This is a genomic window from Neorhizobium petrolearium (assembly GCF_017873175.1).
Taxonomy (GTDB): domain Bacteria; phylum Pseudomonadota; class Alphaproteobacteria; order Rhizobiales; family Rhizobiaceae; genus Neorhizobium; species Neorhizobium petrolearium.
In genome coordinates this window covers 48,766-73,416 of the sequence record NZ_JAGGJW010000003.1, presented here as the reverse complement: position 1 = coordinate 73,416, position 24,651 = coordinate 48,766, and the positions used below count along the sequence as shown (strand labels likewise).

The 24,651-nt window shown below is 61.6% G+C and carries 25 protein-coding genes and 1 other RNA gene; 10 read left to right on the top strand and 16 right to left on the bottom strand.

Annotated features, from left to right (window positions below; all coding sequences use genetic code 11):
* Nucleotides 1–63 precede the first annotated feature (63 nt).
* The 3 genes from J2046_RS06590 to rimP all read right to left on the bottom strand — a co-directional run bounded on the left by J2046_RS06590 (nt 64) and on the right by rimP (nt 3,016).
* The gene (locus J2046_RS06590; RefSeq protein WP_233469618.1) at nt 64–753 is read right to left on the bottom strand and encodes an RNA-binding protein; all 690 of its coding nucleotides are present in this window, start codon (nt 751–753) and stop codon (nt 64–66) included.
* Nucleotides 753–2,363, bottom strand: coding sequence for a transcription termination factor NusA (gene nusA, locus J2046_RS06585; RefSeq protein ID WP_210050404.1), 1,611 nt, complete (start codon nt 2,361–2,363; stop codon nt 753–755). The genes J2046_RS06590 and nusA overlap by 1 nt, the downstream gene beginning before the upstream one ends.
* A 65-nt stretch (nt 2,364–2,428) precedes the next feature.
* Nucleotides 2,429–3,016 carry a ribosome maturation factor RimP gene (rimP, locus tag J2046_RS06580; RefSeq protein ID WP_210050403.1) on the bottom strand — a complete coding sequence of 196 codons (588 nt, stop codon included), beginning with the start codon at nt 3,014–3,016 and terminating at the stop codon, nt 2,429–2,431.
* A gap of 241 nt (nt 3,017–3,257) precedes the next feature.
* On the opposite strand from rimP, the gene J2046_RS06575 reads away from it, so the two are divergent.
* On the top strand, nt 3,258–4,889 hold the full coding sequence (locus J2046_RS06575; protein WP_210050402.1) for an MFS transporter: 1,632 nt from the start codon (nt 3,258–3,260) through the stop codon (nt 4,887–4,889).
* 11 nt (nt 4,890–4,900) lie between these two features.
* Nucleotides 4,901–5,356: a GNAT family N-acetyltransferase gene (locus J2046_RS06570; RefSeq protein WP_210050401.1), complete on the top strand. Its 456-nt coding sequence runs from the start codon at nt 4,901–4,903 to the stop codon at nt 5,354–5,356.
* On the opposite strand, the gene J2046_RS06565 is transcribed toward J2046_RS06570, so the two are convergent.
* From J2046_RS06565 to ffs, 6 genes are all read right to left on the bottom strand, one after another.
* Nucleotides 5,357–6,664: a lytic murein transglycosylase gene (locus J2046_RS06565; protein ID WP_210050400.1), complete on the bottom strand. Its 1,308-nt coding sequence runs from the start codon at nt 6,662–6,664 to the stop codon at nt 5,357–5,359.
* Nucleotides 6,665–6,811: 147 nt separating this feature from the next.
* Nucleotides 6,812–7,417: a recombination mediator RecR gene (gene recR, locus J2046_RS06560; protein WP_210050399.1), complete on the bottom strand. Its 606-nt coding sequence runs from the start codon at nt 7,415–7,417 to the stop codon at nt 6,812–6,814.
* 98 nt (nt 7,418–7,515) lie between these two features.
* The gene (locus J2046_RS06555) at nt 7,516–8,127 is read right to left on the bottom strand and encodes a LysE family translocator (RefSeq protein ID WP_210050398.1); all 612 of its coding nucleotides are present in this window, start codon (nt 8,125–8,127) and stop codon (nt 7,516–7,518) included.
* Nucleotides 8,128–8,158: 31 nt separating this feature from the next.
* Nucleotides 8,159–8,482, bottom strand: a complete 324-nt coding sequence (locus tag J2046_RS06550) for a YbaB/EbfC family nucleoid-associated protein (protein ID WP_210050396.1) — start codon at nt 8,480–8,482, stop codon at nt 8,159–8,161.
* A 17-nt stretch (nt 8,483–8,499) separates the two neighbouring features.
* The gene (locus J2046_RS06545; protein ID WP_210050394.1) at nt 8,500–10,380 is read right to left on the bottom strand and encodes a DNA polymerase III subunit gamma/tau; all 1,881 of its coding nucleotides are present in this window, start codon (nt 10,378–10,380) and stop codon (nt 8,500–8,502) included.
* A 77-nt stretch (nt 10,381–10,457) separates the two neighbouring features.
* Nucleotides 10,458–10,554: signal recognition particle sRNA small type (gene ffs, locus J2046_RS06540), an RNA gene on the bottom strand.
* 250 nt (nt 10,555–10,804) lie between these two features.
* Here ffs and J2046_RS06535 point away from each other — a divergent pair.
* From J2046_RS06535 to J2046_RS06520, 4 genes are all read left to right on the top strand, one after another.
* On the top strand, nt 10,805–11,209 hold the full coding sequence (locus J2046_RS06535) for an HIT family protein (protein WP_233469601.1): 405 nt from the start codon (nt 10,805–10,807) through the stop codon (nt 11,207–11,209).
* A 2-nt stretch (nt 11,210–11,211) separates the two neighbouring features.
* Nucleotides 11,212–12,189, top strand: a complete 978-nt coding sequence (gene nudC, locus J2046_RS06530; RefSeq protein ID WP_210050393.1) for an NAD(+) diphosphatase — start codon at nt 11,212–11,214, stop codon at nt 12,187–12,189.
* Nucleotides 12,190–12,308: 119 nt separating this feature from the next.
* Nucleotides 12,309–13,004 carry a helix-turn-helix transcriptional regulator gene (locus tag J2046_RS06525; RefSeq protein WP_210050392.1) on the top strand — a complete coding sequence of 232 codons (696 nt, stop codon included), beginning with the start codon at nt 12,309–12,311 and terminating at the stop codon, nt 13,002–13,004.
* A 69-nt stretch (nt 13,005–13,073) separates the two neighbouring features.
* The gene (locus J2046_RS06520; protein ID WP_210050391.1) at nt 13,074–13,445 is read left to right on the top strand and encodes a VOC family protein; all 372 of its coding nucleotides are present in this window, start codon (nt 13,074–13,076) and stop codon (nt 13,443–13,445) included.
* 458 nt (nt 13,446–13,903) lie between these two features.
* Here the strand turns inward: J2046_RS06520 and J2046_RS06515 are convergent, their stop codons facing one another.
* Together J2046_RS06515 and J2046_RS06510 are read right to left on the bottom strand one after the other, a co-directional pair.
* Nucleotides 13,904–14,767, bottom strand: a complete 864-nt coding sequence (locus J2046_RS06515; RefSeq protein ID WP_210050390.1) for a prephenate dehydratase — start codon at nt 14,765–14,767, stop codon at nt 13,904–13,906.
* Nucleotides 14,768–14,779: 12 nt separating this feature from the next.
* Nucleotides 14,780–15,535: a 3-deoxy-manno-octulosonate cytidylyltransferase gene (locus tag J2046_RS06510; protein WP_210050389.1), complete on the bottom strand. Its 756-nt coding sequence runs from the start codon at nt 15,533–15,535 to the stop codon at nt 14,780–14,782.
* A 151-nt stretch (nt 15,536–15,686) separates the two neighbouring features.
* On the opposite strand from J2046_RS06510, the gene J2046_RS06505 reads away from it, so the two are divergent.
* Entirely contained in the window at nt 15,687–16,271 is a 585-nt protein-coding gene (locus tag J2046_RS06505; protein WP_210050387.1) for a c-type cytochrome, read from the top strand.
* 87 nt (nt 16,272–16,358) lie between these two features.
* On the opposite strand, the gene J2046_RS06500 is transcribed toward J2046_RS06505, so the two are convergent.
* The gene (locus J2046_RS06500) at nt 16,359–17,303 is read right to left on the bottom strand and encodes an AEC family transporter (RefSeq protein WP_210050385.1); all 945 of its coding nucleotides are present in this window, start codon (nt 17,301–17,303) and stop codon (nt 16,359–16,361) included.
* 367 nt (nt 17,304–17,670) lie between these two features.
* Between J2046_RS06500 and J2046_RS06495 the strand changes: the two genes are divergently transcribed.
* Nucleotides 17,671–18,663 carry an adenosine kinase gene (locus tag J2046_RS06495; RefSeq protein WP_210050384.1) on the top strand — a complete coding sequence of 331 codons (993 nt, stop codon included), beginning with the start codon at nt 17,671–17,673 and terminating at the stop codon, nt 18,661–18,663.
* Between the two features lie 18 nt (nt 18,664–18,681).
* Here the strand turns inward: J2046_RS06495 and J2046_RS06490 are convergent, their stop codons facing one another.
* Nucleotides 18,682–19,221: an SH3 domain-containing protein gene (locus J2046_RS06490; protein ID WP_037151613.1), complete on the bottom strand. Its 540-nt coding sequence runs from the start codon at nt 19,219–19,221 to the stop codon at nt 18,682–18,684.
* A 155-nt stretch (nt 19,222–19,376) separates the two neighbouring features.
* On the opposite strand from J2046_RS06490, the gene J2046_RS06485 reads away from it, so the two are divergent.
* The gene (locus J2046_RS06485) at nt 19,377–20,381 is read left to right on the top strand and encodes a 2-hydroxyacid dehydrogenase (RefSeq protein ID WP_210050383.1); all 1,005 of its coding nucleotides are present in this window, start codon (nt 19,377–19,379) and stop codon (nt 20,379–20,381) included.
* Here J2046_RS06485 and J2046_RS06480 read toward each other — a convergent pair whose 3' ends face one another.
* The 3 genes from J2046_RS06480 to recF are packed head-to-tail and all read right to left on the bottom strand — an operon-like array spanning nt 20,382 to nt 22,783.
* Nucleotides 20,382–20,855 (bottom strand): GNAT family N-acetyltransferase, encoded by a 474-nt coding sequence (locus tag J2046_RS06480; RefSeq protein ID WP_210050382.1) that lies wholly within the window; start codon nt 20,853–20,855, stop codon nt 20,382–20,384.
* Nucleotides 20,852–21,622 carry a molybdopterin-synthase adenylyltransferase MoeB gene (moeB, locus tag J2046_RS06475; RefSeq protein WP_210050381.1) on the bottom strand — a complete coding sequence of 257 codons (771 nt, stop codon included), beginning with the start codon at nt 21,620–21,622 and terminating at the stop codon, nt 20,852–20,854. The genes J2046_RS06480 and moeB overlap by 4 nt, the downstream gene beginning before the upstream one ends.
* Before the next feature lie 36 nt (nt 21,623–21,658).
* On the bottom strand, nt 21,659–22,783 hold the full coding sequence (gene recF / locus J2046_RS06470; protein WP_210050380.1) for a DNA replication/repair protein RecF: 1,125 nt from the start codon (nt 22,781–22,783) through the stop codon (nt 21,659–21,661).
* 357 nt (nt 22,784–23,140) lie between these two features.
* On the opposite strand from recF, the gene J2046_RS06465 reads away from it, so the two are divergent.
* Nucleotides 23,141–24,640 carry a globin-coupled sensor protein gene (locus tag J2046_RS06465; protein WP_210050379.1) on the top strand — a complete coding sequence of 500 codons (1,500 nt, stop codon included), beginning with the start codon at nt 23,141–23,143 and terminating at the stop codon, nt 24,638–24,640.
* Nucleotides 24,641–24,651 lie beyond the last annotated feature (11 nt).

Sequence of the window (24,651 nt, the reverse complement as noted above, 5' to 3'; positions counted from 1 at the left end):
ATCAGAACCTGTCGTTTAATCCGTACATTCCAAAATGGCGGCCGGCCTTCGCCGGTGACCGCGTCATTGTTCTCGCCGGCCAGCGCCGCCATTTGCTCCGGATTGACCGACATCGCGGTACTTTTCGAGCATGGTTGCGCGCTTCACTACACCCTCACCCGCCTGCCCTGCAAGCGCGCAAGCATGGATAAAAGCATTCTGGCCCATCACTTCGTCCAATTCCGCTCCGGTAAAGAGCGAAAAGGACGGAATGTCCTCCTCGGCATCGGAGCCGAGCTTCCAGGCCTTGCGGGCCTGGTCTATTTTTCTGACGCCGTCCGGTGCCGCATCGGCGGCATGGAAAACGGCGATCGCCGCGCCCGAACGCACGGCGGCATCCACTTTCGTGGCGCCCGAGATGAACTGACCGGCTTTGCGGGCCAAGTTCATCATCCCCACCAGATCGGCCGCGAGCAGTCGGTCGATGAGTGCGCCAAGATCGGCATCAGCCTTCGCCTCGGTCTTCAGCGCCCGAGCGAAGAGCTTTTTACTCACCGCCCGGTCGACAAGTGTCCGTTCCGCCTTGATCCAGCAACCGCGGCCGGGAAGCTGCCGCTTCAGGTCGGGCACGACGCGCCCGTCTGGAGAGGCCACGAAGCGGATCAGGGTTTCCGGCGGTGCAGTCTCGCGTGTGACGATGCAGGTCCGGTCGTTCACGATGATCTCGTCCCACTCGCCACCGCCGTCGGCGTCCGGCGTCTCCCGTAGCGGCATCATTCCTGTTCTGCGGCGTCCGCCTCCTCGGTCTCGGGTTCCGGCTCCGGCTGGGCGAGATCCTCTTCGGTGATCCAGCCCGCGAGCAGACGAGCCTGCACGATCATGTTCTCGGCCTCGGTGCGGGAAACGTCGAACTTCGAGAACAGGCCTTCGAACTTCTTCGTCTCGCCGTCCTTGCGTTCGGTCCAGCCGACGAGGTCGTCAGCCGCACAGCCGGCAAAGTCCTCGATCGTCTTGATGCCGTCCTCACCGAGCGCGACCATCATCTGCGCGGTCATGCCGTTGATTTGGCGAAGCTCGTCGGACACACCGAGTTCCTTGCGCTTCGCGTCGTTTTCGGCCTCGATCCGCTCCAGATAGTCGCGGGCGCGCGTCTGGATTTCCGTCGCCGTGTCCTCGTCGAAACCTTCGATCGAGGAGATTTCGTCGAGATCGACATAGGCCAGTTCCTCGACCTGCGCAAAGCCTTCCGAGGCCAGCACTTGGCCGATCATCTCGTCGACGTCGAGCGCTTCCATGAAGAGGTTGGTGCGCTCGTTGAATTCCTTCTGGCGACGTTCGGACTCTTCCTGTTCCGTCATGATGTCGATGTCCCAACCGGTAAGCTGGGAGGCAAGGCGGACGTTCTGGCCGCGGCGGCCGATGGCAAGCGAGAGCTGTTCGTCCGGAACCACGACTTCGATGCGCTCGGCATCTTCATCGAGAACCACCTTGGAGACTTCGGCCGGCTGCAACGCATTGACGATGAAGGATGCCGGATCGGCGGACCAGGGGATGATGTCGATCTTTTCGCCCTGCAGCTCGCCGACGACGGCCTGGACTCTGGAGCCGCGCATACCGACGCAGGCGCCGACCGGGTCGATCGAACTGTCGTTCGAGATGACGGCGATCTTGGCGCGCGAACCCGGATCGCGAGCGACCGACTTGATCTGGATGATACCGTCGTAGATTTCCGGCACTTCCATGGTGAAGAGCTTGACCATGAACTGCGGATGCGTGCGCGACAGGAATATCTGCGGGCCGCGCTGCTCACGGCGGACGTCGTAGACATAAGCACGCACACGGTCGCCGTAGCGCATGTTCTCGCGCGGGATCATCTCGTCGCGGCGAATGATGCCTTCGCCACGTCCGAGGTCGACGATGACGTTGCCGTATTCGACGCGCTTGACGGTACCGTTGACGATCTCGCCGACACGGTCCTTGAACTCGTCGAACTGACGGTCACGCTCGGCTTCCCGGACCTTCTGTACGATCACCTGTTTGGCAGACTGCGCGGCGATGCGGCCGAAATCCATCGGCGGCAGCGGATCGGCGATGAAGTCGCCGATCTTGGCGTCGGGGTTGCGGTCGCGGGCAAGCGCCAGCGGAATCTGGGTCGAATAGTCCTCGGCGTGGTCCACCACTTCCAGGAGGCGCTGCAGTCGGATTTCGCCGGTCTTGGAATTGATGTCGGCACGGATATTGGTTTCCGAACCGTAGCGGGAGCGGGCAGCCTTCTGGATGGCGTCGGCCATCGCGGCCAGCACGATTTCGCGGTCGATGACCTTTTCGCGCGCCACTGCATCCGCGATCTGCAGAAGTTCAAGCCGGTTCGCACTCACTGCCATTGTCGTTGGTCTCCGTAGGTCGCTTGTTATGGCCTCTTCTTGAAGGGCCATTGTGTCTTGTTCGGTTATTCGTCGTCTTCGTCGTTCTGGTTCGCGGCCTGCGTCTTGGCGAGCTTGTCGGCTCGCAGCGCTTCGCGGATCAGATCGTCGGTCAGAATGAGCTTTGCCTCGGCCAGCGCCGAAAAGGGGATTGTCACTCGTGGTTCCTCACCATAGGCGACCTGGTCCCGTTCGAGTGTGAAACCTTCCGCATCTGCTTCTGTGATCCTGCCGCGGAACCGCTTGCGATTGTCGATCATGATCGACGTTTCGCATTTGACGAGATGGCCCTTCCAGCGGGTGAAATCCGACTTGCGGACCATCGGGCGATCGATGCCCGGCGAGGATACTTCGAGATGATACGCCTTATCGATCGGATCTTCCACATCCAGGACGGGCGAAATGGCCGTGGATACGGCTTCGCAGCCCTCGACATCCATGGTTCCGTCGTTGCGCTCGGCCATGATCTGCAACGTCAGGCCGTTCTGGTTCAGCATGCGCACGCGAACCAGCCGGTAATCCATGGCGGTCAGCACCGGCTCGATGATTTCGGCGATCCTGAGGTCGAGCCCGGTCTCGATAATGAGACGCGGCTCGGTTTCGGTTTGTGGCATAAGCTCTCCGGTTCATTGCCCTCGTCCAGCGTTCCGGCCGAGGTTGGAGCGATCGCCTAACAAAAAAGAGCGGGTCCGGTCGGGCCCACTCTTCATCGGACGATCAAGAATATGGCTTGCATATACGCTCTCAGGCCCCGGATTGCAAGAGTTGCCTCTTTCGTTGGTCCGAACCGCTGGAATTTGCATAAGCTCGGTCTATAACCGTTTGTAACGACGCACGAAAGAACGAGGATGCAAAGTGCCCGATCGGATATCGACTCTCGCTCCCTTCCGGCACCAAACATTCAGGACGATCTGGATCGCCAGCCTCGCATCCAATTTCGGCAGCCTCATCCAGGCCGTCGGCGCCGCCTGGATGATGACGTCCATATCCGACTCGCAAGACATGGTCGCGCTGGTCCAGGCCTCGACCGCCCTGCCGATCATGCTCTTCTCGATGATCGCCGGCGCGCTTGCCGACAATTTCAACCGTCGCAGCCTGATGTTGACGGCGCAGCTCTTCATGCTCGTTGTTTCGATAACGCTCACGGTCTTCGCCTATCTCGACCTGCTCACCCCCTGGCTGCTGCTTGCCTTCACTTTCCTGCTCGGCTGTGGCGTTGCGCTCAACAATCCTTCCTGGCAGGCATCCGTCGGCGATATGGTGCCGCGCGAAGTCCTTCCGGCGGCGGTGACGATCAACAGCGTCGGCTTCAACATCACCCGCAGCCTCGGCCCGGCGATCGGCGGTGCGATCGTCGCTGCGGGGGGGGCTGCTGCGGCATTTGCCGTCAACTCCTGCAGCTATTTCGCACTGATCTATGCGCTTTTACGGTGGAAACCTGAAAAGCGCGACGACGTGCTGCCGCGGGAAACGCTTCTGCGCGCGCTTTCGGCCGGTTTCGGCTATGTGGTCATGTCGCCGAATATCCTGAATGTTCTGTTTCGGGCGTTGGTCTTCGGCATCTCGGCAAGCGCCATACTGGCTCTCCTGCCGATCGTCGCACGCGACCTCGTCTCCGGCGGCCCGCTGACCTACGGCATCATGCTCGGCGCTTTCGGGGTCGGCGCGATCGCCGGCGCCATGGCCAATTCAAGGCTGCGCGAGAAGATGTCGAGCGAAATGATCGTCCGGCTGTCCTTCCTCGGCTTCGCGGCGAGCGCCGCTGTCATCGCCCTGAGCTCGAGCGCCTGGATCACCACGCTTGCTCTTCTCGTGCCGGGGGCCTGCTGGGTCCTGGCGCTCTCGCTTTTCAATACGACCGTACAGCTTTCCACGCCGCGCTGGGTGGTAGGACGGGCGCTCTCGTTTTACCAAACCGCAGCCTTCGGAGGTATTGCCGGGGGGAGCTGGTTATGGGGTGTCCTGTCGGAGACGTTCGGAGTTTCGATCGCATTGACACTGTCCAGCCTTGCCATGCTGGTGGGGGTGATGATCGGGCTTCGTCTCGCCCTGCCGCAGTTCGTTGATCTCAACCTCGATCCGGTGAACCGGTTCAGCGCCCCATCGCTGAGGCTCGATCTGCAGATGCGCAGCGGGCCGATCGTATCATTGGTGGACTACATCATCGCCGACGAGGACGTGCCGGAATTCCTGACCCTCATGTCGCGTCGGCGCCGCATTCGCATTCGTGATGGCGCGCGGCAATGGGCACTGATGAGGGATCTCGAACATCCGGAGATCTGGACCGAGACGTATCACACGGCGACCTGGGCCGATTACGTCAGGCATAACCAGCGCAGGACCCAGGCGGATGTCGAGGTATGGGATGCGATCCGCCGTCTCCATCGCGGCGAGGAAGGCCCGCGCGCCCACCGCATGATCGAACGCCAGACCATCCCGCCACGCAGCGACGTGTTCCACAAATCGCCACCCGATCTGCATCACTGAGGCACGGGCGCATGTTTTCCTTTCGAAAAGCGAGCCATTCCGATCTCCCTTCCATCATCGGCCTCCTGGCTGACGATCCGCTCGGGCGGTCGCGCGAGATTGTCTCCGATCCGGTCGCTCCTTGCTATGAGCAGGCTTTTGCGGCGATCGAGACGGATGAAAACCAGCTTCTCGCCGTTGCGGTGGATGACGGGGACAGGGTGGTCGGCTGCCTGCAGCTCTCCTTCATCCCCGGCCTCTCGCGCGCCGGCATGTGGCGGGGTCAGATCGAAAGCGTGCGTATCGCAGCGGACCAGCGTGGCAGCGGACTTGGATCGCAGTTCATCGAATGGGCGGTGCAGAAGGCGGCGGAGCGCGGCTGCAAGCTGGTGCAACTGACCTCCGACAAGGCACGGCCCGACGCTATCCGGTTTTATGAGAAGCTCGGGTTCACCGCGAGCCATGAAGGGCTGAAACGCAGCCTCTGACTACCTGATCTTTCCCTTTAGGGAAGGATCGGGGAAGCAGGTGGGTTGAAGCCCGTTCTTCGCCTGCCAGTCGCCGAGCGAGCGGCGGGTCTTGTAGCCCGGCAGACCGTCGACATTGCCGACATCATATCCCCTGGCGACCAGCGCCTTCTGCATGGCGAGCACGTCCGAACGCAGCATTTTCCCGACATCGCCCCAGCTTGCCCGGAACGGTCCGCCACCATTGGCGATGCGGTCGGCCAGGTTGCCGATGAATAGCGCATAGAGGTCGGAATTGTTGTATTGCTTGAGTACGTAGAAATTCGGTGTGACGATGAATTCCGGCCCATGCCGCCCGGCGGGAACCAGCATCATTCCGGCGGCCTTGAGATCGGCGGAAGGGAACGCCTTCCCGGAAATGCGGGTGATGCCGGCTGCCGCCCAGGTCGAGACCGGCTTTGCAAGGTCAGGCCCTTCCTGCGCACATGAGACATTGGCCGGAATGCTGACCTCGAAACCCCAGTCGCGGCTGCGCTGCCAGCCTTCCTTCTGCAGGTAGTGGGCGATGGAGGCGAGCGCGTCCGGCACGGAGTTCCAGATATCCGCATGCCCGTCGCGATCGAAATCGACGGCATATTTCAGGTAGCTCGACGGCATGAATTGCGGCTGGCCGAGCGCGCCGGCCCAGGAGCCTTTCATGGTGGCCACGTCGACATCGCCCCGCTCGATCATCGTCAGCGCGGCGATCAGTTCCTCGCGGAACATATCCTTGCGGGTCGACATGAAGGCTTTGGTCGCCAGCACCTGCACGGCGGAATAGGGCAGTTTCGCGCGGCCGAAGCCGGATTCCCGGCCCCAGATGGCCACGACGATCTCGCCCGGCACGCCATAGGCGGCCTCGATCTTCTTCAACGTTGCTGCATGGGTGGAAAAAAGCCCGCGCCCGGTTGCGGCCAGGCCCTGCAGCCGCTTCTCCGAAAAATAGGCGCCGGGAGAGGAGAACTCCGCCTGGCTCTGGTCCTGCTGTTTCGGAGGCTTCGTGCCTGGCGGCACGAGATCGGGCAGGGTCCAGTTCAGGGCAATGCCCCGGAACGCGGCTTTCAGCGTCCTCTCGGATATCCCCGCCCTCTTTGCGTCAGGACCGAGGTCGCTGACAATCCACCGCTGGAACTGCTTTTCGACATCCGGCTTGTTTTGGGCAGAGGCGGGAAGGGGAATGAGGGCGAGAAATGCGATGAAAGCGGCCCGGCGGATTTCCCTCTTCTCCCCAACGGGGAGAAGTGCCGAGCAAAGCGAGGCGATGAGGAGGTGCACACGCGACAAACTCATCGCCAGCTCATTTGGCTTCGCCCCCCTCATCCGGTTCTTCGGACCACCTTCTCCCCGCTGGGGAGAAGAGGGAGCTCGGAGCTTCCATTGTGCCTCGTCGGCAGGCCAGAGGGGGGCGAGCTTGCTCATCGGTCTCCTTCCGAAACTCTATATTGCCGTCCGCGCCCTGAGCGCCGCCGTCAGCGTGCCCTCGTCGAGATAGTCGAGTTCGCCGCCGACCGGCACGCCATGCGCAAGCCGCGTGATCTTCACATCGATGCCGGAAAGCTGGTCGGTGATGTAATGCGCCGTCGTCTGTCCCTCGACGGTGGCGTTGACGGCGATGATGACCTCGCGGATATTGCCCTCGTTCACCCGGTCGATCAGCCCGCGGATGTTGAGATCGTCCGGGCCGATGCCGTCGAGCGGCGAAAGCGTGCCGCCGAGCACGTGATAGGCGGCGTTCATCGCGCCGGCCCGTTCCAGCGCCCAGAGGTCGGACACGTCCTCGACGACGATCAGGATCGACTGGTCGCGCCGCTCGTCGGTGCACACGCTACAGGGATCGACCGTATCGACATTGCCGCAGCGCGAGCAGATTTTCACCTTGTCATAGGCCTCGCCCATGGCATGCGACAGGGGACCTAGAAGCTGCTCCTTCTTCTTGATGAGATGCAGCGCCGCCCGGCGTGCGGAGCGGGGCCCAAGCCCCGGGACCTTCGCCAGAAGCTGGATGAGTTTTTCGATTTCGGGACCAGTGACTCGTTTTGCCATGCGGCGCTTGTACCTCAAATGCCGGCAGAACGGAATCGCCGAGAAGCCTACGGGTCGGAACCGGCCGCCGGGGCGTTTTAGCACCGGGTCTTGACACCTCAACGTGCGGCGATGGCCGCCGCCGCACCCGCCATCGTTCCGGCAGAGAAACGATTGGCGATCCTGACAGCCCGCGGGCTCCTCAGGAACTGCCGCGCCTTCGCGGCAAGCAGCACCCAGGCGAGATCGACGACGACCAGCACGATGAACATGGCCGCGACCAGTTCCAGCCAGCCGGTCAGCGTCACGCCGCCGAGGTCGATGATCGAAGGCAGCAGCGCCACGTAAAACATCATGATCTTGGGATTGCCGAGCGTCACGGTCAGCCCGGCAAAGAACATCTTCAGCGCCGAGCGGCTTTCCGGCAGGTCCTCGCCGGGGCCTGCGGGCTCGGCGAACCACATTTTCCAGGCAAGATAGAGCAGATAGATGATGCCGATCCACTTGATCGCCACGAAGACGAGGTGAAAGCTTTCGGCGATCGCGGCAAGGCCGGCAACGGCGAACGACAGCCACACGGCTTCGCCCACCCACATTGCCGCCAGGAAGGGCAACACGTCGCGGTAGCCCTTGGAAAGCACGCGGGCGACAAGCGCGGCAATGCTCGGACCGGGCGAGCCGGCCGCAACGAACAGCGCCGCCGCGAAGACCAGAAGCGATGTCAGCGTCATCGGAACCTCCCTCTTCTATCCGATGGAATGATTAGAACGGCAGCTTCATGCCGGGCGGGATCGGCAGGCCGGCGGTCAGTTCCTTGGTCTTTTCGGCGGCGAGTTGCTCGGCGCGTTCCTTGGCCGCCTTGTGGGCAGCGACGATCAGGTCTTCGAGGATTTCGACATCGTCTTCCTTGAAGAGCGACGGGTCGATCTTGAGGCCGAGCATCTCGCCCTTGCCGTTCAGCCTGACGGTGACGAGGCCGCCGCCTGATGTGCCTTCGACGTCGAGAGCGGCGATGTCCGCCTGCATCTTCTCCATCTTGGCCTGCATTTCCTTGACCTTGCCCATCATGCCCATGATGTCGCGCATCTTTCTGTCCTCTTCTTCTATAGCTCGATGTCGTCGCCGGGCAGGATATCGCCCTCTTCGGATTCTGCGGTCGCCGGTGCCGGCGCTTCCTCGGTTTCGTTCTCTTCTTCTGCGGCGCGGATACGCACGTCGGTGATCTTGGCCCCCGGGAACTGGGCGAGGATCGCCGCCACGTCCGGGTCGGCGCGGGCATCCGTCAGGCGGGCTTCGCGGGCATTGTTATCCGCTTCGACCAGTGTCGGCGCGCCCTCCTCCTTGCTGATGCTGACGATCCAGTGAATGCCGGTCCATTCCTTGAGCTTGACGCCAAGCTCGCCGGGCAGCGTGTTCGGACCGCCATCGGTCAACCGCATGTCGAGCCGCCCCGGCTCCAGCTTCACCAGCCGCACGAAGTTGCGCACCAGCGCCTTCAGCTTGGGATCGCGGTTCTTGGTGCAGAGCTCGACAATGTCATCGAGCGAATTGACCGGCACTTTCGGCTGCGGCTTCTCGGCTGGCCGCTCTTCCGTGCGGCCGACAGGCATATGGCTGGGCGCGGTGCTTGCAACGGCCTGCAACATCGCCGTCGGGCCGCCTGCCGGTACGGAGGGGCTCGATATTTCCGTGCCGCGCGCGTTGAGCGGCGATTGGGGCGGTGAAACAGGCCGGCTTGCGCCCCCATTGGCGCCATTCCCGTTCGGAGCAGGGGGGCGTTGGCCTTCGTTACCGGAGAAATCCGCCAGCCGGCGTGCGGCCTCTTCCGGCGAAGGCAGATGGGCGGCATGCGTGAGCCGGATCAGCACCATTTCAGCCGCGCCGGCGGGACGCGAAGAGTTTTCCGCTTCCGGAATGCCCTTGAGCAGCATCTGCCAGATCCGCGACAGCGTGCTCACCGCGACGCTGTCGGCAAATTCCCGGCCGCGTACGCGCTCGATTTCGCTGAGCGACGGGTCGTTTGCCGCATCCGGAATATATTTGAAGCGGGTGACGAGATGGGTGAAATCGGCAAGGTCGGTGAGCACCACGACCGGATTGGCGCCGGCTTCGTATTGCGCGCCGAATTCGGAAAGTGCCGCCGTCACATCACCGCGTACGATATGCTCGAAGAGGTCGACGATGCGGGCGCGGTCCGCAAGCCCCAGCATGCCGCGCACGGTTTCGGCCTCGACCCGGCCGCCGCCGTGGGCGATTGCCTGGTCGAGCAGCGAGAGCCCGTCGCGGGCCGAGCCTTCCGCCGCGCGGGCGACCATGGCGAGCGCTTCCGGTTCGGCGGAGATGCCTTCCTTTTCCAGGATGGTCGAAAACAGGCCGACGAGGTCGGCGGCGCTGATGCGGCGAAGATCGAATCGCTGGCAGCGCGAGAGGACGGTGATCGGAACCTTGCGGATTTCCGTCGTCGCGAAGATGAACTTCACATGCTCCGGCGGTTCTTCGAGCGTCTTCAGGAGGCCGTTGAAGGCCTGCGTCGAGAGCATGTGCACTTCGTCGATAATATAGACCTTGTAGCGCGCCGAGACGGGGCGGTAGCGCACCTGCTCGATGATCTCGCGGATGTCGTCGATGCCGGTATGCGAGGCGGCGTCCATCTCGATCACGTCGACATGCCGGCCTTCCATAATCGCCTGGCAGTGCTCTCCGGGGATCCTGAGGTCGATCGTCGGCTTGTCGATTTCCGGGGTCTTGTAGTTCAGCGCGCGGGCGAGAATGCGGGCGGTCGTCGTCTTCCCCACCCCGCGCACGCCGGTCAGCATATAGGCCTGCGCAATGCGGCCGGTCTCGAAGGCGTTGGTCAGCGTGCGGACCATCGGCTCCTGGCCGACCATCAGGTCCGAGAAATCCTTGGGGCGGTATTTGCGGGCGAGCACCCGGTATCCGTTTCCGGTGGGGGTGCTCGTCTGTGTGGGCCCGGTATCGCTCATAAAGTCCTGCCAGCCTGCGCGGGCCGTTCCAGCCACTTGACCGGACCGGAAGCTGACCAAGATGGTATCGAATTGAGGTGGGAGGCTGGCACGGCGACCCGTGCCGGGCTCGTTAGGGCTGCTTCCTTCCGGACCTGACCCGGTTGGCGAGTGGCTCGTCCACCACCAACCTCCCGTCGCACATATCGGCAATAACGCTTCCAAATGCAAGCTGGTGGAATGAATTTGCCATCCGAATCTCGTTCGCGGTCCTTCTCAAATCGTATGTCGACCCGAAAATTCCACTGGAAATCATATGCTTGCTTGTGGTCCTTGTGCTTCCAACATTTGCTTGCGAAGGTGCGCCAAGGATATGCAAATGTTGGAACCGGACCGCCGGATCGGCGAAAACTGCTATCGAATGAAAAACAAACGGGAGGAGAGCTTGAGCGATTTCGAATTGGACGGGAGACTCGCTCGGGATTCGGATCTCGTGACAGTGCTGGGCCTCTGCCAGCTCCGTATCCTAAAAGACAGCCGCTGGCCCTGGCTGATGCTGGTGCCGCAACGCAACGGCATGGTCGAGATATTCGATCTCACTCCGCTCGACCAGGCGCTTTTGGCCTTCGAGACGAATACGGTGGCCACGGCGTTGAAAGAGGCAACCGGCGCGACGAAGGTCAACGTGGGCGCGCTTGGCAACATCGTTCGCCAACTGCATGTCCACGTCATAGCTAGGTTCGAGGGTGATCCCAATTGGCCCGGTCCCGTCTGGGGATTCGGTCAGGCAGTGCCTTATGACGAATCGCAGAAGCAGAATTTCCTCAAGAAACTCATTGAAGCCCTCTGATCATGACTGCAACTCTTTTCCAAACCGATGCACCGCATCCAGAGCCGAGTGAACTCACCGCCTTTTCCGGCAACAAGCTGGATCGGCAGGCCGAATACCGTGATGATGATTGCCTGGAGAAGGCACTTGCGGTGGAGGGCACTCATATCTTCGCCTTCACCGGCAGCCGGCTGATCCTGAAGCACGACGGCCAGGTCCTCGATCCATTGTTTGCGCCTTACGAACTCGCTGAACTCGAACCTGATTTCGATAACGCCGTTCTGCTCGGCTACAAGGAGAATGGTGAGCCGCGGATTGCCGTGCCGGTATTGATCCCGGTCGAGGACTTGGCGAGCCATTACAAACCGACGGAGGCGCGGGCGCTCTTCCGTGATTCGCTGATCGAGGGCGAACTGCAGGGCGAGATTGCGCAGGCCGTAGCGCTCCTCAACTGGAACGGCGCCAACCGCTTTTGTGGCAAATGTGGTTCTCCGACTGAGTCGAAGATCGGCGGCTACAAGCGTGTCTGCACCCAATGCCAGCATATGACGTTTCCACGTACTGATCCGGTGGTGATCATGCTGACGGTGGATATCGAGCGGGACCGTTGCCTGCTCGGCCGCAGTCACCATTTCCAGGAAGGGATGTATTCCTGTCTTGCCGGTTTCGTTGAGCCTGGCGAGACGATCGAGAACGCGGTCCGCCGCGAAACCTTCGAGGAATCCGGCATTGAGGTGGGAAGGGTGCGTTACCACGCCTCCCAGCCCTGGCCGATGCCGCATTCGCTGATGATCGGCTGCTATGCCGAAGCGACGTCCACCGAGATCAGTATCGATCCGCAGGAAATGGCGGACGTCCGTTGGTTCGAGCGCGCGGAGGTCGCCGCGATGCTAGATGCCGGTCCGGACAGCCCTCATTTTGCGCCGGCGAAGGGCGCGATCGCCCACCGCCTGCTGCGCGACTGGATCGAGTGGAGTAACGAGCGGTCAGGCGCAGCCTGAGCAATCGATCCAGTGAATCGATTGCAGCGACGAACGCCGCGAGCCATAGCGAGCGGCCGGGGTGTTCGAAGCGGATTTGTCTTACCAGTCTGTGGAAAGACACGAGGGGTTTCAGCATCATGACCATTGCCCGCTCGGAACGTCTGCTGGTCCTTCTCCAGGTGCTCCGACGTTATCGTCAGCCTGTCAGCGGCGCGAGGCTCGCTGCGGAGACGGGCGTCAGCCTGCGTACGCTTTATCGGGATATCGCAAGCCTGCAGGCACAGGGCGCCTTCATCGAAGGGGAGGCGGGCCTCGGCTATGTGCTGAATCCGGGTTTCATGCTGCCGCCGATGATGTTTTCCGAAGAGGAGATCGAGGCGCTGGTGCTCGGCTCCCGCTGGGTGGCGAAGACGGCCGATCCACGACTTGCCGCCGGTGCCGTCGATGCGCTTGCCAAGATCGCCACTGTCCTGCCGCCCGACCTCAGACAAGAGGTCGACACCTCGACCCTGCTCGTCGGGCCGGCGAAAAGGCAGGAGGGCAGGGCTGATCTTGGCCTGATCCGCAAGGCGATACGGGCTGAACGCATTCTCGAACTCGCTTACGAAGATGACAAGGGAACGCTGACTACGAGGAGAGTCTGGCCCTTCGCGCTCGGTTTCTTCGACAGCGTCCGGGTTCTGGTTGCCTGGTGTGAGCTCAGGCAGGATTTTCGGCATTTCCGCACCGATCGTATGATTTCCGTCACCTCGACTGAACAGCGCTATCCCCGCCGTCGGCAGGTGCTCCTCAAGGAGTGGCGAGAGACGCAGGGAATTCCGAACGGGCCGTGATCGCTGCTGCCACTATCTGACAGCAGGCTGCGATAGCGTCATGTCGGTCTCAAACACAGGAGCGCAGACATGGTTCATCCAGATTTCGTTATTCTCTTCGTCGACAACCCCCTCGCAAGCGCGGAATTCTATCAGTCTCTCTTCGGCGTTGACCCCGTCGAACGTTCGGCGACTTTCGCCCTTTTCATCCTGCCGACCGGTCTCAAGGTCGGCCTCTGGTCACGGCACACGGCACAGCCGCTCGTCACTGGCGGAAGCGGCGGGATGGAGATCTGCTTCAGGCGTGAAGATGCGACCGATGTCGACAGGATCTATGCGGACTGGGCGAAACGCGGCCTGCGGGTACTGCAAACGCCGGTACAGATGGATTTCGGCTATACGTTCGTCATGACCGATCCGGATGGTCATCGCCTGCGGGTCTATTCGATGGGCGCGGAGTAAGCGCGAAAGGCGGTCGGCGGTGGTGGGCGCGGCAGCCCTCTGCCCGGCAGGGCAGAGGGGGGTATGGTGAGGCAAATCAAAACCTTGCGGGAAATCGACAGGAAAAACCGCCTTCGTTCGTCCCCGCTCTTTCAGCCTATGCCTACAATCTCCACGTCCTGTTTCGGCTACACCGGTTCAAGCATCGCCGACGGTCCGAAGGACGGACCGGTGCCCTTTCGGCCTGCCGTTGATGCAGGCGGGTCGAAAGGGGCTGCGCAGAAAATGGTTCCCCCGCGCCTTGTTGCGCGGAAAAACACACCGAACGGGACACGTCGCGTGTCACTATAAAAATCTATTCGAGGCACCCGACGTGTCCCGGCCGATCCTCGTCCTCGGGTTAAACCCGAGGAGAAAAATAACCGAGGTCGCCAAGGGGGAATCCATCCTTTGTCATGCGCGAGTTCACGCCTGACCGTTCATCCCTTCTGCAGCGCCCCGCGCATCGGATGGCCCTTGTAGGTCCCGAGGATGCGGACCTTTTCAGAGAAGAACCGGAGCTCTTCCAGAGCCCGGCGCACCGGCGCGTCGTCAGGATGGCCCTCGATATCCGCGTAGAACTGGGTGGCCACGAACTTGCCGCCGAGTTGGTAGCTTTCGAGCTTGGTCATGTTGATGCCGTTCGTCGCGAACCCGCCGAGCGCCTTGTAGAGCGCGGCCGGAATATTGCGGACATTGAATACGAACGTCGTCACGATCACATCGGTCGGGTCGTCGCGCTGCACCCATTTTTCGTCGCGCGACAGGATCACGAAACGGGTGATGTTGTCTTCCGTGTCCTCGACATTCTCGGCCATGATTTCGAGGCCGTAGAGCTCTGCCGCAAGCCGGGGCGCGAGCGCGGCCATGGAGCGGTCGCCCTTTTCCGCGATCAGCTTGGCAGCACCAGCCGTATCGCCCGCCACGACCGCCTTCCATCCATTGGCGCGGATGATCTTGCGGCACTGGCCGAGCGCATGGATATGGCTGTGGACGGTGCGGACTTCCTCGTGCTTCACGCCCGGCAGCACCATGAGCTGGAAGCGGATCGGCATGAAATATTCGCCGACGATATGCAACCGCGATTCGGGCAGCAGATAATGGATGTCGGCGACGCGGCCCGCGATCGTGTTCTCGATCGGGATCATCGCCAGATCGGCGTCGCCGTTTTCGAGCGCCTGGAAGGCATCCTCGAAGGTTGCACAGGGCAGCGGTTCCATGGTCGGGAACATGTCTCGGCAGGCCATGTCGGAATTGGCACCGAAGTCGCCTTGGAAGGCGATGCGATTGGTGGGAGCGTTCATGGGAAACATCCGTCAGGAAGCGCGGGCGGAAAGGATCGCGCGCGCCTTTTCAAGGTCGGCCGGAGTATCGACACCCAGAGGCACGGAGTCAACGATTTCGGCATCGATGCGCATGCCCGCTTCGAGCGCCCGGAGCTGCTCGAGCGATTCTCGCTTTTCAAGCGCCGACGGCCCGAGCGCCACGAATTTTTCGAGCGCGGCGCGGCGATAGGCATATAGCCCGATATGATGATAGAGCGGGCCGTTGCCGTATGGGGCCGTCGCGCGGGTGAAATAAAGCGCCCTCAGCCGCGTGGCGGAAAGCGGAGAGCCGACGATCTTGACGACATTCGGATTGGTTTTCTCGTGTTCGTCGGTGATCTCGACCGTCAGCGTTGCGATATCGGTCGAGGAATTTTCGAGGGGGCGGAGCGAGGCGCGGACAGCCTCCGGTTCGATCGTCGGCAGGTCGCCCTGGACGTTGATGACGAAATCCATCTTCGCGTCCGGATCGGCCTTCTGGACGGCTTCGAAGATGCGGTCGGAACCGGATTGATGGTCCTGGCGGGTCATCACCACGTCGAAACCGGCGGCCGCCACCGCGTCGTAGACGTCCTGATGGTCGACCGCGACGATGATTCGGCCGACTTCCGCTTCCTGGGCGCGTTTTGCTACCTGGACGATCATCGGCAATCCGGCAATATCAGCCAGAGGTTTTCCTGGCAGGCGCGTCGAGGCCATTCGGGCCGGGATCAGCACCAGCGTTCGGTCAAAAGCCGAATTCTTCATGGGGGACCCTTCTGTCCCGGCGGGAAAAGTGTCAAAAAGTCTCACGCGCGGGATGAATATCGTGTTGCAACAATGATGCAAAAGACATAGGTTCCGCGCAATTTCAAGATGGCTCGCCTTAGGACAGGCGGTTGCGAAGGAGCGGTTGCGGATGAACCCCTACGTGAACATGGCGGCAGGCGCCCTGCTTGCTACGGTCTTCGTCATGATGTCGGTGTCGATTGCCTCGGAAGGCATTTTTCATTCACCGATCCCTGAAAAGGAAGGCTTTGCCATTGTTGCGGCTGAGGAGCCTGCAGGGGGCGAAGCGGCTGAGGCGGCGCCGGCGGCAGTTCCGGTTGGACAGCTTCTTGCAAGTGCCGATGCAGCAGCCGGCGCGACGGTTTTCAAGAAGTGTCAGAGCTGTCATTCGATCGAGAAGGGCGGTCCGAACAAGGTCGGCCCCGATCTCTGGGGCGTTGTCGACCGTCCGGTCGCTTCGCATGAAGGCTTCGCTTATTCGGCTGCCATGAAGGATTTCTCCAAGGGCGGTTCGGAGCACTGGACCTTCGACAACCTCAACCATTTCCTGACGGCTCCGAAGAGCTTCGTCAAGGGCACCGCCATGGGCTTTGCGGGTCTCAAGAACGATACCGAACGGGCCAACCTGCTCGCTTATCTGCGCGAACAGTCTGACAGCCCGGCTCCGCTTCCGGACCCGAATGCAGCGCCGGCCGCTCCGCCTGCGACGAACTGATCGGTCCAGGCATGTTTTCCAATGAAAATGCCCGGTTTTGGCCGGGCATTTTGCGTTTGTGCTTGAAGGTTCCCGATTTGGGGCTACTCAACTCAGCAGCCAGGCCCAGAAGCTGACGGTGATCACGCCGAAGGCCGTCGTGATGCTAATGACCGATGCCGCAAGGCTGTGGCCGGAACGGAAGCGCTGGGCAATCAGCCAGGCATTGATACCGGTAGGCACTGAGGAAGTCAGCACGAGTGCTGCGGTCCAATCCTGTGGAAGACCCAGAAGATGGCTCATGAGAAAGACGACGGCCGGCAGCAAGGTGAGCTTCAGGACGGCCGACATTCCCGAAAGCCCGATATCGCCGCGGATCGGATATTTCGTCAGCGCCATGCCGATCGATATCAGTGCGACAGGACTTGCCGCTGCGGAAATCTGGTCCACGACCACGGCAACCGCCTGCGGCAGGTGCAGGCCAAGCAGATTGAAGGTCACGCCGACAAAAAGACCGATCACCAGCGGGTTGCGGGCAAGATTCGAGCCGATCTGCATCAGGATGGCCGGAATGCTGCGTTTCTCCCCTCCATCGACCTTCGAGGCGGCACCCTCCATCAGGATGGTGCCGGCCACCATCATCAGCGGCAGATGAATGGCGAGCAGGATCGAGATCGCCACCAATCCGTCTTTCCCGACAATGTGGGCGACGAGCGGCAAGCCGATGAAGACGTTATTGGCGAATGAGGCGGACATCCCGGCAATGACACCGACTTTCGCATCACGTCGGAAGATGCGCGTGGCGATGAGATGGCCGACCGTCCAGGTGACGGCGACGGCCAGGAAATAGGCCGTCCAGAGCCGGAACGGCGAAGCGCCTTCGAAATGCGCATCCGCTAGCGTCCGGAAAATCAGCATCGGCACGGCGATCTTGAAGACGAATTCACCGAGCGCGTCGCCGGTCTCCTCCTTCAATATTCCGGTTTTCGCCGACATCCAGCCGATGAGGATCAGGACGAAGACGGGCACGACATTCACGAAGACGGAGGACACGAAGGCGGGCTTTCGGCAGAGGGAGGTTTTATGCGTCTAACGCATGTCGCGGGTGAGGACAAATGCGTTTACCGCAGAAGAGCCTTTCGAGGGAGGAAATGAGATGGCCTAGATGCCAAACAAAAAAGCGGGGCAATCCCCGCTTTCGTTCCCGGTCTCATCCGGGCTTCCGGAAGTCTGCCGCCAGTTCATCCGTGGTCGGCAACGCAACCGGATGGGCAAACACATAAACGTAGATCGTGACAGGGAGGTGACAGATGCCGGAAGGCCTGGTTTTACGGGCATTGTCGTTATTTTCGCTTCCAATCACGTCAAAACCCGAATACCGGTTTTCCCGGACTAACCTGTTGAAGAGGATCAAGACCGGATGCCCAAATTCGACGTGCTGACCATCGGTAATGCCATCGTGGATATCCTTGCCCGCTGTGAGGACAGTTTCCTGAGCGAGAATGCGATCATCAAGGGAGCGATGAACCTGATCGATGCAGAGCGCGCCGAACTTCTCTATTCGAAGATGGGGCCGGCGGTGGAAGCCTCCGGCGGTTCGGCCGGAAACACCGCGGCGGGGATTGCCGGTTTCGGCGGCAGGGCTGCCTATTTCGGCAAGGTTGCCGAAGACCAGCTCGGCCAGATCTTCCAGCACGACATCCGTGCCCAGGGCGTGCACTACCAGACGAAGCCGGAAGGCACCAATCCGCCAACTGCCCGTTCGATGATCTTCGTCACGCCGGACGGCGAGCGTTCGATGAACACCTATCTCGGCGCCTGTGTCGATCTCGGTCCGGAGCATGTCGAGGCGGATGTGGTGGCCGAATCCAAAGTCACCTATTTCGAGGGCTACCTCTGGGACCCGCCGCGCGCCAAGGAGGCGATCCGCGAATCCGCCCGCATCGCCCATGCGAACGGTCGCGAAGTCTCCATGACGCTCTCCGACCCGTTCTGCGTCGATCGCTACCGTGCCGAATTCCTCGACCTGATGCGTTCCGGCACGGTCGACATCGTCTTCGCCAACCGGCAGGAAGCGCTCTCGCTTTACGAGACGGATGATTTCGAGCTGGCTCTTGAAAAGATCGGCAAGGATTGCAAGCTTGCTGCCGTCACACTCAGCGAGGAGGGCGCGATTATCATCCGCGGCAACCAGCGCGTGAAGGTCGCTGCCTACCCGATCCGGGAACTGGTCGACACGACCGGTGCAGGCGACCTTTTCGCCGCCGGCTTCCTCTACGGCTATACCCAGGGGCGCTCGCTTGAAGATTGCGGCAAGCTCGGTTGCCTGGCAGCCGCCATCTGCATTCAGCAGATAGGTCCGCGTCCGATGGAATCACTCAAGGAAGCGGCGGCGAGCGAAGGCCTTGTTTAAGGCCTCGCCGGGAAAACCTTATTTGAAGGCCTCGCCAGGATATGCGCCCCAGACCTCGCCCTGTGCGATCCAGCCCTCGGTGCCGCTCGCTTCCGCGTGGCACCAGTCGCCATTGCATTCGTTGATCTTGAGCACGACGCCTGGCTCCAGCTTGGCAACGATGGCGGCGCTGTTCTGCGGGTCCCGGCGCATGTTGACGTAGATGTCCTTGCCCTTGCCTCGCATCCAGGGTGCCGCGAGTGCGGTGCGCTCGCCGGAAAGCAGCGCCTGGTTCACCCAGCCCTCGGTGCCGTCGGCATCGCGGACGCGCCGCCAGTTCTCGTACTCCTGGATGACCTCCATGGGCGTGCCGGATTTCATATACATCCAGGAGACCGCATAATCCGTGCTCGGACCGATACGGATGTTCACCTTCTTCGATTTGAGGCTGACGAAACGGGGGAGCGGCAGGCCGCTAGGCCCCTTCGCGCCTTGAGCGTAAGCTGGCGCGGAAACGGACAGGCAGGCGGCAAGACCGAGAGTCAGGGCAATGAACGAACGAAGGATAACGCGGCGCATGGGTTGGTTCCGGCTGAAAGACCGTGGGGCGCCACGCGGACCCTGCGAGGTTTTGTTTGTCTTCGCCGATGGGTCTGGTAGAAAACGCCCTGGATGAACCGAATATCGCGCGACTTGGTTAAGGACATCCTAAAGGGCGCCGGATAGCGAAACTCATGACCGCAAAGAAAAAACCCAAGGTCTATATCACCCGCAAGCTGCCGGATGCGGTGGAAACCCGCATGCGAGAGCTGTTCGATGCCGAGCTCAATATCGACGATACGCCAAGGACGCGGGACGAACTGGCGGCCGCGATGAGACTCGCGGACGTGCTGGTGCCGACGGTCACGGACAGGATCGACGAAGCGCTGATTGCCGAAGCCGGGCCGCAGCTCAAGCTGATCGCCAGCTTCTCCAACGGCTTCGATCATATCGATGTGGATGCGGCCGCAAAGCGGGGCATCACCGTCACCAATACGCCGAATGTGCTGACCGAGGACACTGCCGACATGACCATGGCGCTGATCCTTGCGGTTAACCGGCGGCTGGTCGAAGGTTCGCGCGTGCTGACCGACCATCCGGGGGACTGGGCGGGCTGGAGCCCCACCTGGATGCTCGGACGGCGCATCTGGGGCAAGCGCATCGGCATCGTCGGCATGGGTCGCATCGGCACGGCCGTCGCGCGCCGCGCCAAAGCCTTCGGCCTGTCGATCCATTACCACAACAGGAAGCGCGCCAATCCTGCGACGGAAGAGGAACTGGAGGCGACCTATTGGGACAGCCTCGACCAGATGCTTGCCCGCGTCGACGTCGTATCGGTTAACTGCCCCTCGACACCGGCGACCTTCCACCTGCTTTCGGCTCGCCGGCTGGCGCTGATGCAGCCGAGTTCGATCATCGTCAACACTGCTCGCGGCGACATCATCGACGAGGCGGCGATGATCCAGCTTTTGCGCGACAACAAGATCGCCGGCGCGGGCCTCGACGTCTACCAGAACGAACCAGCGGTGAGCCCGAAGCTCATCAAGCTTGCCCATCAGGGCCGCGTCGTGCTCCTGCCCCATATGGGCTCGGCCACGATCGAGGGGCGGATCGACATGGGCGACAAGGTGATCATCAATATCCGAACCTTTTTCGACGGCCACCGTCCGCCGAACCGGGTGCTGCCGGGCCGCAATTGATCATGCAAGCCGCTTCTGCATCTCGATCGAGGTGACGCGCTCAAAGCCCGGATGGGAATTCTCGGCGGTTTTCGAAAAGCCCCATCTGGCGAATGTTGCATGGTTACCGGCGAGTTCGATGCGGGTTTCGAGCCTGAGCGACGGCAGTCCCTCTTTTCGGGCGACATCTTCGGCAATTGCCAGCAGCCGGCGGCCGAGACCCCTGCCCTGATATTCCGGCGCGATAGCGAGCTTGCCGAGATAAAGGAAGCCGGGCTCCGGTTTCAGGAAGACGCAGCCCGCGAGCTTGCCATCCTCGACGGCCGCGAAGGCGATTTCATCTTTCGCCTTTCCGGCCAATGACGCCAATGTCAGCCGATGCGCGGAAGAGGGCGGGTCGATGACGCCGTCCATATAGGCGAAGGAGGAGAGGATGAGCGCCAGAAGTTCGTCGAAGCGGCCGAAGTCTTCTCCAATGCGGATGATGTCGGTCATTCGGCGGCAGCCCTTGCGGTGCGGCGGTTGTATTTGATGATGTCGAAGCGGGCGACAAGCGAATCGTAGAGCATCAGCCGGCCGACCAGTGGGTCGCCGATCCCGACGATAAGCTTGATCGCTTCCATGGCCATCAGCGTGCCGATGACACCGGTCAGTGCCCCGACGATGCCGCTCTCGGCGCAGGACGGGATCAGCCCTTCCGGTGGCTTTTCCGGGAAAAGATCGCGATAGGTGGGATTAGGCGCACCGTCCGGGCCGGTCTCATAGGGTTTCAGCACGGTTACGGACCCATCGAAACGTCCGACGGCGCCTGTCACCAGCGGGATTTTCGCAAGTTCCGCCGCGTCCGCCGCCGCATAGCGCGTATCGAAATTATCCGAGCCATCGATGAGGAGGTCGAAGCGGGACAGGTTCCGCGACGCCCATTCGAGCGAAAAGCGCTCCTCGAAATCCACGACGCGCACATGCGGGTTGAGCCGCGCGATCGCCTCGCGGGCGCTTCTCGTCTTCATCTCGCCGATCGTGCCAGTATCGTGGATCACCTGCCGCTGCAGGTTTGAGAGCGAGACCAGATCATCGTCGATGATGCCGATCGTGCCGATGCCGGCTGCGGCGAGATATTCGAGGACCGGTGTGCCGAGCCCTCCGGCGCCGATTACCAGAACGCGCGCGCCCTTCATCTTCTGCTGACCGGTGCCACCGATTTCCGGCAGCAGGATGTGGCGGCGGTAACGTTCGATCTCGTCAGGTGTCAAGGTTTCCATGAAGACATCATATCATCGCGAGACGAGGCGTGTAACTCAGGATGTGACGCTGCCATGTGCGACGGTAAAAAACTGCGCCCGATCGGCGAGAGCGGAGAACATGCTTTTGTCCGTACCGGTCATGAAGGACTGGCCGCCGAGCCCGTGGACAAGATCGAACAGCGCCGCGCGCCGGCCTTCGTCGAGATGCGCGGCGATCTCGTCGAGCAGCAGGATCGGCGTATGACCGGTCATGTCGGCGGTGAGACGGGCATGGGCAAGCACGAGGCCGATCAGCAGCGCTTTCTGTTCGCCGGTCGAGCACCGTTCCGCTTCCATGTCCTTTTCGCGATGGCGGACAATCAGATCGGATCTATGAGGCCCTTCCAGCGTACGACCCGCTGCAGCGTCGCGCCCGCGGCTATTCCGCAGCATCTCCAGGTATTCGTCCTCGAGCTCGGCGGCGGGCCGCTCCGGGGCGTGATCCATGAAGCCCTCGAGCGCCAGCACCGGTGTGGGAAAAGGCGTCTCGCCGGAACTGGCCGACAATGTCCTGAGGAGGCCGAGCATCTCCTGTCGCGCAGCGGCCATGGCAATGCCGAGGCTCGCCATCTGCGCTTCGACCGCGGAAAGCCAGGCGGGATCGAAACGGCCTTCGGAGAGCAGGCGGTTGCGGCTTCGCATGGCGCGCTCGAAATCGCTGGCGCGGCGGCCATGGGCATGATCGAGCGACAGTACAAGCCGATCTAGGAAGCGCCGCCGGTCGGCGGCGGGGCCGGTAAAAAGCCCGTCCATGGCCGGCGTCAGCCACAGGACGCTCAGGTGGTCGGACAGTTCTTCCGTCGATTTCGCAGGCGTCCCGTTGATCCTGAGCTTGCGGGTGACGTTCTCGCCATCGGCAGGTTCGATGCCCGTGCCGATCGAGACTTCGCCTTCCATTCCGTCGACATCGGCGAAGATCGTGAAGCTGCCGGCAGCGCCGACGCGGGCGACATCGGTCAGGACCGCACGGCGTAAGCCGCGGCCCGGCGAGAAAAAGGAGACCGCTTCCAGGAGATTGGTCTTGCCGGCACCGTTTTCGCCTGCCAGCACCACGTGGCGCCCGTCGAGGACGAGCGTCGCTTCCGCATAGTTGCGGAAATCGGTGAGCTTGAGCCGGGAAAGAGAGGTTTTCTGCGCCATCGGGAATCTTGGGTGTCGTTGTACAGGAGCTAAGGTTTTGGAGCGAGGAAGGCAAGCTTCGTCTGTAGATACTCCTCTGGCCAAGCGCCTTGGGGGCTCAAGACATTGATGTCATTGGAAGAGGGCGGCGTTTCGCGCCTGCTTTGCACATATCAGGTACGCCGACTGGCTGCATGCCTGCGCGGTGATCTGGAGTTCTGTTTTTCGGAGAATCAGTGCTTTTCAGAAGCAATGCTAATTTATGCATGCTGAAAATTCAGGGGGCATGGCTAACAGCGCGTTAAAACTCGATGACAAAAAGTACCAATCAGCCAACCCTGTCTGGAACACCCCTTATCTCGCCGTCTCGGAGCCCCCATGACCGATCCAAACTTTAGCGCCGACTTGAAAGACCGCCTGGAATTTGCAGGTCTTGGTGAGGAAGAGCGACGTCACCTTGCTAATCTCCAGCCGATCATCAAGCAGGCAGTGGGAGGTTCGCTTGATGCCTTTTACCACAAGGTCAAAGCCAATCCTCATACAGCGAAGTTCTTCTCCAACGACGGCCACATCGCCCATGCGAAAAGCCGGCAGGCCAATCATTGGGCAGTCATCGCGTCCGGCAAGTACGACGGCGAGTACGTAAACGCCGTCTCTGCCATCGGCCGCGTTCACGCGCGCCTCGGCCTCGAACCACGCTGGTATATCGGCGGCTATGCGATGGTTCTGGACGGCCTTGTCCGTGCGGTGATCAAGGAGGAAATGAAGGGATTTTTCCAGGACAGGAAGGCAAAGGCCCTTTCCGAAAACCTCACGGCCATCATCAAGGCCGCGCTGATCGACATGGATTACAGCATCTCCGTCTACCTGCAGGCGCTGAATGAAGAACGTGAAAAGGCGGAGGCAGAGCGCGAAAAGGCGAAGGCCGAACAGGACGCAGCGCTGGCCGCGCTGGACGGGGCGCTGAAGAGCCTTGCCGACGGCGATCTCACGGCGGAACTCTGGCAGGAACTGGCGCCGCATTTTTCCGCTCTGCGGCAGAACTTCAACTCTTCCGTCGCCGAACTGGATACCGCCATGCGGGAGGTCAATACCTCGGTCGAGCAGGTGCGCGCCGAAGTGGGCGGCATTTCATCGGCTGCCGATAACATGGCCAAACGCACCGAACAGCAGGCATCAGCCCTGGAACAGACCGCGGCGGCGCTCGAAGAAATCACTACGATTGCGACTCAGTCGGCCAAACGTACGCGAGAGGTCCAGACGATCGTTCGGGAGTCGGCAACGGAGACCGTTCGCTCGGGCGAGGTGGTGGAAGAGGCCGTTGCCGCCATGGGCGACATCGAACAATCTTCCCAGAAAATGACCCAGATCATCGGCGTGATCGACGAAATCGCCTTCCAGACCAATCTGCTCGCCTTGAATGCGGGTGTCGAGGCCGCCCGCGCAGGCGAGCAGGGCAAGGGTTTTGCGGTCGTCGCCCAGGAAGTGCGCGAGCTTGCCCAGCGCTCGGCAGCCGCCGCCAAGGAGATCAAGGAACTGATCGACCAGTCCTCGGCCGACGTGCACCGGGGTGTCGATCTCGTCAACCAGACCGGCCAGGCCCTTGTAGGCCTTGGAGGGCGGGTGAAGTCCATCGATGAACATATCAACTCCATCGCGCAATCGGCGCAGGAGCAAGCGTCGGGCATAAACGAGATCAACTCCGCAATCCGCAGCATGGATCAGATCACCCAGCAGAATGCCGCGCTGATGGAAGAGACCAATGCAACAGCCCAGAACCTGGTCGGCATCAGCAGCCGTCTGGCGTCACTTGTCGCCCGTTTCAAGACGAAGGACGCCCGGGACGCGCGCATGGAGCGGCCGCGCCTTCGAGCCTGATCTTCGAAATC

What these genes read in the sequence shown, in the direction of transcription:
- J2046_RS06590 (WP_233469618.1), bottom strand. Translation starts at nt 753, where the DNA reads ATGCCGCTACGGGAGACGCCGGACGCCGACGGCGGTGGCGAGTGGGAC.
- nusA (WP_210050404.1), bottom strand. Translation starts at nt 2,363, where the DNA reads ATGGCAGTGAGTGCGAACCGGCTTGAACTTCTGCAGATCGCGGATGCA.
- rimP (WP_210050403.1), bottom strand. Translation starts at nt 3,016, where the DNA reads ATGCCACAAACCGAAACCGAGCCGCGTCTCATTATCGAGACCGGGCTC.
- J2046_RS06570 (WP_210050401.1), top strand. Translation starts at nt 4,901, where the DNA reads ATGTTTTCCTTTCGAAAAGCGAGCCATTCCGATCTCCCTTCCATCATC.
- J2046_RS06565 (WP_210050400.1), bottom strand. Translation starts at nt 6,664, where the DNA reads ATGAGTTTGTCGCGTGTGCACCTCCTCATCGCCTCGCTTTGCTCGGCA.
- recR (WP_210050399.1), bottom strand. Translation starts at nt 7,417, where the DNA reads ATGGCAAAACGAGTCACTGGTCCCGAAATCGAAAAACTCATCCAGCTT.
- J2046_RS06555 (WP_210050398.1), bottom strand. Translation starts at nt 8,127, where the DNA reads ATGACGCTGACATCGCTTCTGGTCTTCGCGGCGGCGCTGTTCGTTGCG.
- J2046_RS06550 (WP_210050396.1), bottom strand. Translation starts at nt 8,482, where the DNA reads ATGCGCGACATCATGGGCATGATGGGCAAGGTCAAGGAAATGCAGGCC.
- J2046_RS06545 (WP_210050394.1), bottom strand. Translation starts at nt 10,380, where the DNA reads ATGAGCGATACCGGGCCCACACAGACGAGCACCCCCACCGGAAACGGA.
- nudC (WP_210050393.1), top strand. Translation starts at nt 11,212, where the DNA reads ATGACTGCAACTCTTTTCCAAACCGATGCACCGCATCCAGAGCCGAGT.
- J2046_RS06525 (WP_210050392.1), top strand. Translation starts at nt 12,309, where the DNA reads ATGACCATTGCCCGCTCGGAACGTCTGCTGGTCCTTCTCCAGGTGCTC.
- J2046_RS06520 (WP_210050391.1), top strand. Translation starts at nt 13,074, where the DNA reads ATGGTTCATCCAGATTTCGTTATTCTCTTCGTCGACAACCCCCTCGCA.
- J2046_RS06515 (WP_210050390.1), bottom strand. Translation starts at nt 14,767, where the DNA reads ATGAACGCTCCCACCAATCGCATCGCCTTCCAAGGCGACTTCGGTGCC.
- J2046_RS06510 (WP_210050389.1), bottom strand. Translation starts at nt 15,535, where the DNA reads ATGAAGAATTCGGCTTTTGACCGAACGCTGGTGCTGATCCCGGCCCGA.
- J2046_RS06505 (WP_210050387.1), top strand. Translation starts at nt 15,687, where the DNA reads ATGAACCCCTACGTGAACATGGCGGCAGGCGCCCTGCTTGCTACGGTC.
- J2046_RS06495 (WP_210050384.1), top strand. Translation starts at nt 17,671, where the DNA reads ATGCCCAAATTCGACGTGCTGACCATCGGTAATGCCATCGTGGATATC.
- J2046_RS06490 (WP_037151613.1), bottom strand. Translation starts at nt 19,221, where the DNA reads ATGCGCCGCGTTATCCTTCGTTCGTTCATTGCCCTGACTCTCGGTCTT.
- J2046_RS06485 (WP_210050383.1), top strand. Translation starts at nt 19,377, where the DNA reads ATGACCGCAAAGAAAAAACCCAAGGTCTATATCACCCGCAAGCTGCCG.
- J2046_RS06480 (WP_210050382.1), bottom strand. Translation starts at nt 20,855, where the DNA reads ATGACCGACATCATCCGCATTGGAGAAGACTTCGGCCGCTTCGACGAA.
- moeB (WP_210050381.1), bottom strand. Translation starts at nt 21,622, where the DNA reads ATGGAAACCTTGACACCTGACGAGATCGAACGTTACCGCCGCCACATC.
- recF (WP_210050380.1), bottom strand. Translation starts at nt 22,783, where the DNA reads ATGGCGCAGAAAACCTCTCTTTCCCGGCTCAAGCTCACCGATTTCCGC.
- J2046_RS06465 (WP_210050379.1), top strand. Translation starts at nt 23,141, where the DNA reads ATGACCGATCCAAACTTTAGCGCCGACTTGAAAGACCGCCTGGAATTT.